Annotated in this window: 8 protein-coding genes; 7 read left to right on the forward strand and 1 reads right to left on the reverse strand. The window is 72.9% G+C overall.

What is annotated here, in order from left to right; genetic code table 11:
• Positions 1-139 precede the first annotated feature (139 nt).
• The 4 genes from ACH4PY_RS12685 to narI are packed head-to-tail and all read left to right on the forward strand — an operon-like array spanning position 140 to position 6,958.
• The gene (locus ACH4PY_RS12685; RefSeq protein ID WP_398179923.1) at positions 140-3,871 is read left to right on the forward strand and encodes a nitrate reductase subunit alpha; all 3,732 of its coding nucleotides are present in this window, start codon (positions 140-142) and stop codon (positions 3,869-3,871) included.
• Positions 3,871-5,541 (forward strand): nitrate reductase subunit beta, encoded by a 1,671-nt coding sequence (narH, locus tag ACH4PY_RS12690; RefSeq protein ID WP_398179926.1) that lies wholly within the window; start codon positions 3,871-3,873, stop codon positions 5,539-5,541. The genes ACH4PY_RS12685 and narH overlap by 1 nt, the downstream gene beginning before the upstream one ends.
• 5 nt (positions 5,542-5,546) lie before the next feature.
• Positions 5,547-6,242, forward strand: coding sequence for a nitrate reductase molybdenum cofactor assembly chaperone (narJ, locus tag ACH4PY_RS12695; protein WP_398180825.1), 696 nt, complete (start codon positions 5,547-5,549; stop codon positions 6,240-6,242).
• Positions 6,239-6,958 carry a respiratory nitrate reductase subunit gamma gene (gene narI, locus ACH4PY_RS12700; RefSeq protein WP_398179929.1) on the forward strand — a complete coding sequence of 240 codons (720 nt, stop codon included), beginning with the start codon at positions 6,239-6,241 and terminating at the stop codon, positions 6,956-6,958. The genes narJ and narI overlap by 4 nt, the downstream gene beginning before the upstream one ends.
• A 29-nt stretch (positions 6,959-6,987) precedes the next feature.
• Here narI and ACH4PY_RS12705 read toward each other — a convergent pair whose 3' ends face one another.
• A complete protein-coding gene (locus ACH4PY_RS12705) occupies positions 6,988-7,437 on the reverse strand; it encodes an RNA-binding S4 domain-containing protein (RefSeq protein ID WP_398179931.1) in 450 nt (149 codons plus the stop codon).
• A gap of 225 nt (positions 7,438-7,662) precedes the next feature.
• Here ACH4PY_RS12705 and ACH4PY_RS12710 point away from each other — a divergent pair, with 225 nt between their 5' ends.
• From ACH4PY_RS12710 to ACH4PY_RS12720, 3 genes are all read left to right on the forward strand, one after another.
• Positions 7,663-8,934 carry an EfeM/EfeO family lipoprotein gene (locus tag ACH4PY_RS12710; protein ID WP_398179934.1) on the forward strand — a complete coding sequence of 424 codons (1,272 nt, stop codon included), beginning with the start codon at positions 7,663-7,665 and terminating at the stop codon, positions 8,932-8,934.
• Entirely contained in the window at positions 8,931-10,184 is a 1,254-nt protein-coding gene (gene efeB, locus ACH4PY_RS12715; protein WP_398179937.1) for an iron uptake transporter deferrochelatase/peroxidase subunit, read from the forward strand. The genes ACH4PY_RS12710 and efeB overlap by 4 nt, the downstream gene beginning before the upstream one ends.
• A gap of 219 nt (positions 10,185-10,403) precedes the next feature.
• On the forward strand, positions 10,404-12,341 hold the full coding sequence (locus ACH4PY_RS12720) for an alkaline phosphatase family protein (protein WP_398179939.1): 1,938 nt from the start codon (positions 10,404-10,406) through the stop codon (positions 12,339-12,341).
• The last annotated feature ends 16 nt before the right edge of the window (positions 12,342-12,357 follow it).

Consider the following 12,357-nt stretch of genomic DNA (forward strand, 5'->3'; position numbering starts at 1 on the left):
CCCGGCGCCCGCGGGCCGTGCGGACCGGCGCGGCCCGCGCCCGCCGAACGGTGGACGTACGGCATGTCGGCACCCGCCCTCGGCGGCCCGTTTGTCCGGTGTTGCTAGCTTCCGAAGTCGTCGGCCGGGAAGGAACGCCATGCGCGCCAGCACCAGGGACACCGACACCGACACCGATCCGCCCGGCGGCGGCACCCCGCGTGAGGCCGGCGCCGCGCTCCTCGCCGCGGGGAGGTTCTTCCGGCGCGGGGAGACCGCGTCCGACCTGCACAGCGAGCACCTCAAGGGCGGCCGCGAGGGCGATCGCTTCTACCGCGACCGGTGGAGCCACGACACCGTCGTCAACTCCACCCACGGCGTCAACTGCACCGGCTCGTGCCGCTGGAAGGTGTACGTCAAGGACGGCATCATCACGTGGGAGACGCAGGCGACCGACTATCCGACGGTCGGCCCGGACCGCCCGGAGTACGAGCCGCGCGGCTGCCCGCGCGGCGCTGCCTTCTCCTGGTACACCTACTCCCCCACCCGGGTGCGCTACCCGTACGTCCGCGCGGTGCTGCTGGAGATGTACCGGGAGGCGCGGGAGCGGCTCGGCGACCCGGTGCTGGCGTGGGCCGACATCCAGGCCGACCCGGAGCGGCGGCGCCGCTACCAGCAGGCGCGCGGCAAGGGCGGTCTGGTGCGGGCGAGCTGGGACGAGGCGGTGGAGATCGTCGCGGCCGCGCATGTGCACACCATCGGGGAGCACGGCCCGGACCGGATCGCGGGCTTCTCGCCGATCCCGGCGATGTCGATGGTCTCGCACGCCGCCGGTGCCCGCTTCATGTCGCTGATCGGCGCCCCGATGCTGTCGTTCTACGACTGGTACGCGGATCTGCCGGTGGCCTCGCCGCAGGTCTTCGGTGACCAGACGGACGTGCCGGAGTCGGGCGACTGGTGGGACGCGGCCTATCTGCTGATGTGGGGCACGAACGTGCCCGTCACGCGCACCCCGGACGCGCACTGGATGGCCGAGGCCCGCTACCGGGGGCAGAAGGTCGTGGTGGTCTCCCCGGACTACGCCGACAACACCAAGTTCGCCGACGAGTGGCTGCACCCGCACCCGGGCACGGACGCGGCGCTCGCGATCGGCATGGGGCACGTGCTGCTGCGGGAGTTCTTCGTCGAGCGCGAGGTGCCCTTCTTCGCCGACTACGTGCGCCGCTACACCGATCTGCCGTTCCTGGTGACGCTGGCCGAGCGCGAAGGGGCGTACGTACCGGACAAGTTCGTGCGGGCGGCGGATCTGGGTGGGGACGAGGCCGGGCAGGACGCGGCGCAGTGGAAGACGGCGGTGTGGGACACCGCGTCGGGCGTGCCCACGGTGCCCGACGGGTCGGTGGGCTTCCGCTGGGCGGAGTCGGGGCAGGGGCGGTGGAATCTGGACCTCGGGGACATCCGCCCCGCGCTGACGCTGCTGGGCACGGCGGGCTGGGAGCCGGCCGAGGTGGCGCTGCCGCGCTTCGACACCGACGGCGGCACGCACGGCCAGGGCCGCGGCGCGGTGGTGCGGCGCGGGGTGCCCGCGGTACGGCTGCCCGGCGGGCGGCTCGTCACCACCGTGTTCGACCTGTTGCTGGCGCAGTACGGGGTGGGCCGCGACGGGCTGCCGGGCCGCTGGCCCTCGTCGTACGAGGACGGCGACACGCCCGGCACGCCGGGCTGGCAGCAGGCGCACACCTCGGTGCCGGCGGCGGCGTGCGTGCGCATCGCCCGGGAGTTCGCGCAGACCGCCGAGCGCTCGCGGGGGCGCTGCATGATCCTGATGGGCGCGGGCACCAACCACTGGTTCCACTCCGAGACGATCTACCGAACCTTCCTCGCGCTGCTCCAGCTGACCGGCTGCCAGGGCCGCAACGGCGGCGGCTGGGCGCACTACGTGGGCCAGGAGAAGTGCCGTCCGCTCACCGGCTGGGCCACGCTGGCCGGCGCGCTGGACTGGAGCCGCCCGCCGCGCCAGATGATCGGCACCGCCTACTGGTTCCTGAACACCGACCAGTGGCGCTACGACCACTTCCGCGCCGACGTGCTGGCCTCGCCGCTGGGCGAGGGGCGCTTCGCGGGCATGACGGGCGCGGACTGCCTGGCGCAGTCGGCCCGGATGGGGTGGATGCCGTCCTACCCGACCTTCGACCGCAACCCGCTGGAGCTGGCCGAGGGCGACGACCCGGTCGCGGCGGCGGTCGCCGAACTGCGCGCGGGGACGCTGGCGTTCGCGTGCGAGGACCCGGACGCGCCGCGCAACTGGCCGCGGGTGCTGACGCTGTGGCGGGCCAACCTGCTGGGCTCGTCGGGCAAGGGCGCGGAGTACTTCGCCAAGCACCTGCTGGGCACCCACTCGTCCCTCAACGCCACCGAGGCGCCGCCGGAGGTCCGGCCGCGTGACGTGGTGTGGCACGAGCAGGCGCCCGAGGGGAAGCTCGACCTGCTGCTGTCGCTGGACTTCCGCATGACGTCCTCGACGCTGCTGTCGGACGTGACGCTGCCCGCCGCGACCTGGTACGAGAAGCACGACCTGTCCAGCACGGACATGCACCCCTACGTGCACGCCTTCTCCCCCGCCATCGACCCGCCCTGGCAGGCGCGTACCGACTTCGACGCCTTCCAGGCGATCGCAACGCGCTTCAGCGAGCTGGCGGTGGACCATCTGGGCACCCGGCGCGACCTGGTGGCGACCGCGCTCCAGCACGACACGCCCGGCGAGACCGCCCAGCCCGGCGGGCTCGTGCGGGACTGGCGGAGCGGCGAGTGCGAGCCCGTGCCGGGCGTGACGATGCCGGGCCTGACGGTGGTGGAGCGCGACTACACCGCGGTCGGCGCGAAGATGGCGGCCCTCGGGCCGCTCGTGGAGAAGCTGGGCCTGCCCGCGAAGGGCGTGACGCTGCGTCCGGACGCCGAGGTCGAGAGCCTGCGGATGCTCAACGGCGCCGCCGCCGACGGCCCCGCGGCGGGCCGCCCGCGACTGGACACCGCGGCGAGGGCGGCCAACGCGGTCCTCGCGCTGTCGGGCACGACCAACGGGCGGCTCGCCGTGCAGAGCCTGCGCTCGCTGGGCGCGAAGACCGGGCAGGAGATGGCCCACCTGGCCGAGGACAGCGAGTCGCGGCGCATCACGTACGCCGACACCCAGGCGGCGCCGACCCCGGTGATCACCTCGGCGGAGTGGTCGGGCAGCGAGGCGGGCGGCCGCCGCTACAGCCCCTTCACGCAGAACGTCGAACTGCTCAAGCCCTGGCACACGCTGACCGGGCGGCAGCAGTTCTTCCTCGACCACGACTGGATGCACGAGCTCGGCGAGGCGCTGCCCGTCTACCGGCCGCCGCTGGACATGCACCGGCTGTTCGGCGAGCCGCGGCTCGGCCCCGGCGGGCAGCAGGAGGTGACGGTGCGGTACCTGACGCCGCACAACAAGTGGTCCATCCACTCGGAGTACCAGGACAACCTGCTGATGCTGTCGCTGTCCCGCGGCGGCCAGGTGATCTGGATGGCGCCGCAGGACGCGGACGCGATCGGGGTGCGCGACAACGACTGGATCGAGGCGGTCAACCGCAACGGGGTCGTCGCGGCGCGCGCGGTCGTCTCGCACCGGATGCCGGCCGGCACCGTCTACATGCACCACGCGCAGGAGCGCACCGTCGCGGTGCCGAAGGCGCAGAGCACCGGTCGGCGCGGCGGCGTCCACAACTCGCTGACCCGGCTGATCCTCAAACCCAGCCATCTCATCGGCGGCTACGCCCAGCTGAGCTGGGCCTTCAACTACCTGGGCCCGACGGGCAACCAGCGCGACGAGATCACCGTGATCCGCCGCCGCACCGCGGAGGTGACGTACTGATGCGGGTCATGGCGCAGGTCGCGATGGTGATGAACCTCGACAAGTGCATCGGGTGCCACACCTGCTCGGTCACCTGCAAGCAGACGTGGACCAACCGCCGGGGCATGGAGTACGTCTGGTTCAACAACGTCGAGACGCGCCCGGGCCAGGGCTACCCGCGGCGCTGGCAGGACCAGGACACCTGGCGCGGCGGCTGGAAGCTCAACCGGCGCGGCGGCCTCGCGCTGCGGGCCGGCAGCCGGCTGGCGCGGATGGCGAACATCTTCGCCAACCCGGTGCTGCCCGGCATCAAGGACTACTACGAGCCGTGGACGTACGACTACCGCAACCTGGTCAACGCCCCGCTCGGCGACGACTTCCCGGTGGCCGCCCCGCGCTCGCTGCTCACCGGCCGGCCGATGGAGATCGGGTGGAGCGCCAACTGGGACGACGACCTCGGCGGGTCGGTCGAGCACCGGGACGCCGACCCGCTGGTCGGCGGGAGCGGCGAGCGGGCGCGGCAGATCGCGGAGAAGGTGCGCTTCACCTTCGAAGAGACCTTCATGTTCTACCTGCCGCGGATCTGCGAGCACTGCCTCAACCCCTCGTGCGTCGCGTCCTGCCCCTCGGGGGCGATCTACAAGCGCGCCGAGGACGGCATCGTGCTGGTCGACCAGGACGGCTGCCGCGGCTGGCGGCAGTGCGTGACGGGCTGCCCGTACAAGAAGGTCTACTTCAACCACCGCACCGGCAAGGCCGAGAAGTGTACCTTCTGCTACCCGCGGATCGAGGTGGGGCTGCCCACGGTGTGCTCCGAGACGTGCGTGGGAAGGCTGCGCTACCTCGGGGTGATGCTGTACGACGCCGACCGGGTCACGGCCGCCGCCGAGACACCGGACGAGCAGGGCCTGTACGCGGCGCAGCTGGGCGTCTTCCTCGACCCGGAGGACCCGCGGGTGCGGGCGGCGGCCGAACGCGACGGGGTGCCGCTGGACTGGATCGACGCGGCCCGCCGCTCCCCCGTGCACGCGCTGATCAGCCGCTACCGGGTGGCGCTGCCGCTGCACCCGGAATACCGCACGATGCCGATGGTCTGGTACATCCCGCCGCTGTCGCCGGTGGTGGAGGCGCTCACCGAGAGCGGCTTCGACGGCGAGGACGCGGGCCACCTGTTCGGCGCGATCGACGCGCTGCGCATCCCCGTCGAATACCTGGCGGGGCTCTTCACCGCGGGCGACCCGGTGCCGGTGCGGGCGAGCCTGGACAAGCTCGCGGCGATGCGCTCGCACATGCGGGCCGTCAGCCTCGGCGAGGCCGACTCCGGCGCCGATTCGGACGCGGCGGACGCGGTCGGGATGAGCGGGCGCGAGATCGAGGAGATGTACCGGCTGCTGGCGATCGCGAAGTACGAGGAGCGGTACGTCATCCCGACCGCCGCGATGGGCGAGGCGCGCGGCCTGGAGGAGTCGGTGCTCGCACCCGGCTGCTCGCTCGACGGCGACGGCGGCCCCGGCATGGGCGGCGACGGCGGCAAGGGTCCCTTCGGCGAGGACTCCGGGCACCGGCGGCTGCCGCTGGTGAGCCTGGAGACCTTCCACGTCCTGCGCAGGCGGCAGACCGGCGACGACGAGGCGGCGGCCGGCACCTCCACGGGCAGGGCGGCACCCGGCGAAGGCGAGACCGAACGGTGAGGCCGCTGCGCAGGCGGCCCGCCGCCGGGCCCGCCGGACCCGCGGTGAGCCACCCCGCGGCGGTGCTCCACCAGGCCGCGGCCCGGCTGCTGACCTGCCCGGACGAGACGCTGCACACCGACCTCGTGCTGCTGCGGGCCGCGCTGCCCGAGGCGGGCGCGCCGGGCGCGCTGCTCGCGCCGCTGGCCGCGCACCTGGCGGCCGGCGAGCCCGCGGCGCTCGCCGCCGACTACGTGCGGGTCTTCGACTTCACCGGCCGGCACTGCCTGCACCTGACGTGGTGGACGGACGGCGACACGCGCCGCCGCGGGACGGCCCTGCTGCGCTTCCAGCAGGCCTACCGGGCGCGCGGGTTCACGCTGCGCGGCGGCGAGCTGCCGGACTTCCTGCCCGCGGTGCTGGAGTTCTGCGCCGCGACCCGCGACGACACGCTGCTGCGCGAGCACCGCCCGGCGCTGGAACTGCTGCGGCTCGCGCTGGAGGAGAGCGGCACCCCGTACGCGGCGGCGCTGCGGGCGGTGTGCGCGGCGCTGCCGGGCGCCTCGCCCGCGGACCGCGCGCAGGCGCTCGCGATGGCGCGCGGCGGTCCGCCGCACGAGGACGTCGGGCTGTCGCCGTACGGGCACCTGCGGCTGCTGCCGCTCCTGACCGGTGGCCCGGCCGCGGACGAGGACGCGTACGGAACGGAGATCCGACGGTGAACACCCTGCTGTGGGGCGCGCTGCCCTACGTCGCCTTCGCGTTGCTGGTCAGCGGACTGGTCTGGCGGCACCGCTACGACCGGTTCGGCTGGACGACGCGCTCCTCGCAGATCTACGAGTCGCGGCTGCTGTCGCTGGCCTCGCCGGTCTTCCACTACGGCATCCTGTTCGTGCTGGCCGGCCATCTGCTGGGGCTGTTCGTGCCCGCGTCGTGGACGGACGCGATCGGTGTGGACGAGCACGCGTACAACCTGCTGTCGCTCATCGGCGGCACCCTCGCCGGGCTGCTGGCCGTCGCGGGCATCGCGCTGCTGGTCTACCGGCGGCGCACCAACGCTCCGGTGCTGCTGGCCACGACCCGCAACGACAAGGCGATGTACGTCCTGCTGGTCGGCGAGATCGCGATGGGGCTGTACGCCAAGCTGTCGCACGCGAGCTTCGGCACCGGCTACGACTACCGGACCACCATCGCGGTGTGGGCGCGCAGCCTCTTCCGGCTCGACCCGCGCACCGACCTGATGGCGGGGATCCCGGTCGAGTTCAAGATCCACGCGGTGATGGGCATGGTGCTGATCGCGCTCGTGCCCTACACCCGTCTGGTGCACATGTTCAGCGCGCCGCTCCAGTACTTCTTCCGCCCCTACCTCGTCTACCGCAGCCGCGGCCCGCTGACCGAGCGCGAGCAGCCGCGCGGCTGGGACCGCCTCGGGGTGTGAGCCCGCGCCCGGGCCCGGGCGGTGCGGGGTCAGCGGCCGGGGGTGCGGCGGGCGGAGCCGCCGTAGAGCCGCTCCATCTCGCGCCGGTCGCGCTTGGTGGGGCGGCCGGTGCCGCGGTCGCGCACACCCATCGCGAGGACGTCCTCGCGCGGCGGCGGGGGCGGGCTGTTGTCGACGAAGCACTCGGCGGCGACGGCGGCGCCGACGCGCTTGCTGAGCACCTTGGAGACCACGACGACCCGCTCGCGCCCGGCGTGGTGCAATCGCACCTCGTCCCCGGGGCGGACGGTCTGCGCGGGCTTGGCGCGCTCACCGTTGACCCGCACGTGGCCCGCGCGGCACGCGGCGGCGGCCAGCGACCGGCTCCTGGTCAGGCGGACGCACCAGATCCAGCTGTCCACCCTGGCGCCGGCGCCCGCGTCACCGGTCACGCCCGCGTTGCCGTTCCCGTGCGGGTTGCGCTCTCCGTCCGCTGCCATGCCGCCGAGCCTAACGCGGCGGCGCCCCGCGTATCGCGCCCTTTTCCGGCGGGCACCGCGAGGGGCCTTCCGGCCGGGAAAAACCGGTAAGGGTACCCTTAGGTGGCCGACGGGTGAACTGGCGCGGAATTGTGGATTCCCTGCGCCCAGCAGCCGTATGACCCCGCCGGACCGTGCCTAGAGTGAGCCGCGCCCCGATCACTTGCACGAAACTGGAGGTCCGGTGTGTCCGCCGAACCCGACGGCATAGAAACCCCGCCCCCGCCCTCGGTCCCCTCCGGTCCGCGCTTCCGGCCGGGGCGGCGCCTGCAGGTGGGCGCCGCGGTCGTCGCGGTCGCCGCGGCGGTCACTGCCACCGTGCTGGTTGCCGGTTCCGGGGGCTCGTCGAAGGACGACACCAAGGCCGCCGCCACCGCACCGGCCGACGGGCTGCGGCACACGGCGATCGAGATCGCCCCCGGCACCTGCGGCAGCGGCTGGTCGGCGCCGAAGCCCGGCCGCCAGGTCTTCGACCTGCACAACACCTCCGACACCGCCTCCGAGGTCTACCTCGACGACCCGCGCACGGGGAAGATCTTCGGCGAGGTCGACGGCCTCGCGCCGGGCACCACCCGCCCGCTGACGGTGGACCTGGGCAGCGGCTCGTACGCCTTCAAGTGCCTGCAGAACGACACCGACGCCGTGACCGGCCCGACCGTCACGGTGCCCGGCAGCCTGCCGCAGGGCCCGGCCGCCGCCCCGGTCAACCAGCACGACCTCATCCCGCCGACGCTCGACTACCAGAAGTGGGTCGGCGGCCGCATCGACGAGCTGGCGGCGGGCACCACCCGGCTCAAGGCCGACATCGACCGCGGCGACCTGGCTGCGGCCCGCACCGACTGGCTGGCCGCGCATCTGGTCTACGAGCGGATGGGCGCCGCCTACGACACCTTCGGCGACGCCGACGGGCTGATCAACGGCACCGCGGCCCGTACCCCCGGCGCGGCGAAGGACCCGGACTTCACCGGCTTCCACCGCGTCGAGTACGGCCTGTGGCACGGCGAGTCCGCGGCCTCGCTGCGCGCCCCGGCGGCCGCGCTCGCGGGCGCGGTGGCCGGCCTCAGGGCGGGCTGGCCGGACCAGCGGATGGATCCGGCGGCGATGGGCCTGCGGGCCCACGAGATCATCGAGAACGCCGAGCAGTTCGAGCTCACCGCCCGCACCGACTACGGCAGCGGCACCAACCTCGCAACCGCCCGCGCCAACCTCGACGGCACCCGCGCGATCCTCGCCCGGCTGCGCCCGCTGCTGGTCCCCCGCGACCCCGCGGTCGCGCAGCTCGACGCGGCGCTGGACCGCGCGCAGAAGGACCTCGACGCGCAGCACCACGGCGCCGTCTGGACGCCGGTCGGCAAGCTGACGCTCGCCCAGCGCGAGCGGATCGACGCCGACTTCGGCGACCTGCTGGAACAACTCGCCCCGGTGGCGACGATCTTCGAAGTACGGAGGACGGCATGACCGGCACCGACAACGGCGGCGACCTGCGGCGGCGCGGTTTCCTGCGCGGCGCGGCCCTGGGCGTGGGCGCGGTCGGCGCGGTGGCCGGCGGCGCCGGCGCGCTGACCGGCTCGGCGGCGGCCGCGGCCCCGTCCGCGGCCCCGGAGGCCGCGCGCACGGCCTCCTTCCACGGCGCACACCAGGCGGGCATCGTCGAGGACGTCCAGGTGTCCACCGCCTTCCTGTCCTTCGACGTGACGGCCGCCGACCGGCGTGAGCTGACCGAGCTGCTGCACGCCGTCACCGAGCGGGCACGCTTCCTGACGGCGGGCGGCACACCGGCCCCGCTGGGCATCACCGACGCCCCTTCCGACAGCGGCACGCTGGGCCCGCGGCTGCCGAGCGACGGGCTGACGGTGACGGTCGGTGTCGGCGCGTCGCTCTTCGACGAGCGGTTCGGCCTCGCCGACCGCAAGCCGCTGCGTCTGACCTCGATGCCCGCCTTCGACGACGACGACCTGGACCCGGCGTGGTGCCACGGCGACCTGAGCCTCCAGCTCAGCGCCCCGCACACGGACACCGTGCTGCACGCGCTGCGCGACATCGCCCGGCACACCCGGGGCGGCATGCAGGTGCGCTGGCGGATGGACGGCTTCAACAGCCCGCCGCGCCCGAGCGGCACCCCGCGCAACCACATGGGCTTCAAGGACGGCACCGCCAACCCCGACGTGACGGACCCGCGGACGGCCGACAGCCTGGTGTGGGTCGGCGCGGGCGCCGAGCCCGGCTGGACGGCGGGCGGCTCCTACCAGGTGGTCCGGCTCATCCGGATGCTGGTGGAGTTCTGGGACCGGGTCTCGATCATGGAGCAGGAGCGGATGTTCGGACGCGCCCGCGACACCGGCGCGCCGCTGGACGGCAGCCACGAGTTCGACGCGCCGAAGTTCGCCGAGGACCCGACCGGCGACATCATCCCGCTGGACGCGCACATCAGGCTGGCCAACCCCCGCACCCCGAAGACCGACAGCTCCCGGCTGCTGCGCCGCGGCTACAACTACGACCGCGGCATGGACACCAACGGCAACCTGGACATGGGGCTGATCTTCGTCTGCTACCAGCAGGACCTGGAGCGGCAGTTCGCCGCGGTGCAGCAGCGGCTCGCCGGTGAGCCGCTGGTGGACTACATCTCGCCCTTCGGCGGCGGGTACTTCTTCGCGCTGCCCGGGGTGAAGGACCGCTCGGACTGGCTCGGACGTACGCTGCTGGGCTGACCGCGTCTCCCGGCCGGGCGTGTCGCACCTGGCCGGGCACCGGCCGTCACCGGTAAAAGAAGAGTCAAGCTTTCCCAAGGATTTACTGACCCGCTGTTCACCCTGCCGCCACCACCGGGCCGTTGTCATGTCGCGAACCGCCCGGACGATCTCGTTCGACACCGTGCACGAATCGACAGCGGCACGCGTAAAGCGCCACGTAGCGGAGGCTGAGAAAGCATGAGCACCACAGGCGGCGGTACGAGCAGGAGAAGGGGAGCGCGTCCGGCCCGCTGGGCCGCGTTCGCGGGGGCGGCAGCGCTCGTTCTGGCGGGCGGCACCGCGCCCGCGTTCGCCGACTCCAACGGCCACGGGAAGGGCAGCGGTTCCACCGCCACGCCCGTCAAGCACCTGGTCGTCATCTTCGACGAGAACATCTCGTTCGACCACTACTTCGGCAGCTACCCGGTGGCCGCCAACACCGACGGCACGAAGTTCACCGCGGCCAAGAACACGCCGAAGGACATCGACACCCTCAGCCACGCGGGCCTGCTGAAGAAGAACCCCAACCAGTACCAGCCCAAGCGTCTGACGCCCGACCAGGCCGTCACCTGCGACCAGAACCACAACTACGGTCCGGAGCAGTACGCCGCCAACGGCGGCAAGGCCGACCTGTACGTCCAGAACACCGAGACCAGCACCTGCTCGGGCGGCCTGTTCGGCGAGCCCGGCCTGGTCATGGACTACTACGACGGCAACACCGTCACGGGACTGTGGAACTACGCCCAGCACTACTCGCTCGGCGACAACTCCTACAGCACCGTCTACGGCCCCTCCACCCCGGGCGCGCTGAACCTGGTCTCCGGCCAGACGCACGGCGTGATCTCGGTGGACCCGGCCTCGGGCACGGAGAACCCCACGCAGACCGCCACGCCGGACGCGTACACGGTCGTCTCCCCCGACGCCAAGGGTGTCGGCACGGTCATCAACGACCCCGACCCGGCGTTCGACGACTGCTCGGACAACAGCCACACCAGCAAGAACGCGCTGGCCGTGATGCAGGGCAAGAACATCGGCGACCTGCTCAACGCGCAGAAGGTGAGCTGGGGCTGGTTCCAGGGCGGCTTCCGCCCGGCCACCGCGTGGGACGGCAAGCAGGGTGACTACGCCTCCTGCGCCGCCAGCACGCACACCAACGTGGCCGGCGCGTCCTCGGTGGACTACAGCCCGCACCACTCGCCGTTCCAGTACTACAAGTCGACGTCGAACCCGCACCACCTGGCGCCGAAGAACACCGCCGAGATCGGCCACGACGGTCAGGCGAACCACAACTACGACCTGACGGACTTCGACGCCGCGCTCAAGGCGGGCAACCTGCCGGCCGTCAGCTTCCTGAAGGCCGCGGAGTTCCAGGACGGCCACGGCGCCTACTCCGACCCGATCGACGAGCAGAACTTCCTGATCAAGGAGATCAACCAGCTCCAGCAGTCGCCGGAGTGGAAGGACACCGCGGTCGTCGTCTCCTACGACGACTCCGACGGCTGGTACGACCACGCCTACGCCAAGCCGCAGAACGGCTCGACGGACACCAAGGTCGGCTCCAACGGCAAGGCCACCGACAGCCCGGCCTGCCAGGCGGGCCCGAAGGCGGCCGGCGGCTACGCCGACCGCTGCGGCCCCGGCACCCGGCAGCCGCTGCTGGTGATCTCGCCCTACAGCAAGACCAACTCGGTCGACCACACCCGCACCGAGCAGACCTCGATCACCAAGTTCATCGAGGACAACTGGAAGACCGGCCGCATCGGTGACGGGTCCTTCGACGCCCGCGCGAACTCGCTGGACGGCGCCTTCGACTTCAAGCACCCGAACAACAAGCAGGTGCTGCTGAACGCTGACGGCTCGGTGAAGTCGGTCAAGCCGATCAGCAACAGCGGCAACGGCAACAGCAACGGGAACGGCGGGAGCAACGCCAACGGCGGCGGCAACGCCAACAGCGGTGGCAGCGGCCACGGCGGCAGCAACGGGCAGGGCAACAACGCCGACACCCAGACGCTCGCCGAGACCGGTGGCACCTCCCCGGCGCTGCCCCTGGGCATCACCGCCGGCGTCCTGCTGGTCGGCGGCGGCGCCCTCTGGTACGCCCGCAGGCACCGCAGCCGCACGGGCGCCGCGGCCTGACCGCACCCCGCGCGAG

Origin of the sequence: Streptomyces sp. NPDC021224, from assembly GCF_044332905.1 — a bacterium.
Taxonomy (GTDB): domain Bacteria; phylum Actinomycetota; class Actinomycetes; order Streptomycetales; family Streptomycetaceae; genus Actinacidiphila.

Bases quoted from the DNA above. Each gene is read 5' to 3' on its own strand.
- ACH4PY_RS12720 (WP_398179939.1), top strand. From the start codon at position 10,404: ATGAGCACCACAGGCGGCGGTACGAGCAGGAGAAGGGGAGCGCGTCCG.
- narH (WP_398179926.1), top strand. From the start codon at position 3,871: ATGCGGGTCATGGCGCAGGTCGCGATGGTGATGAACCTCGACAAGTGC.
- ACH4PY_RS12705 (WP_398179931.1), bottom strand. From the start codon at position 7,437: ATGGCAGCGGACGGAGAGCGCAACCCGCACGGGAACGGCAACGCGGGC.
- efeB (WP_398179937.1), top strand. From the start codon at position 8,931: ATGACCGGCACCGACAACGGCGGCGACCTGCGGCGGCGCGGTTTCCTG.
- ACH4PY_RS12685 (WP_398179923.1), top strand. From the start codon at position 140: ATGCGCGCCAGCACCAGGGACACCGACACCGACACCGATCCGCCCGGC.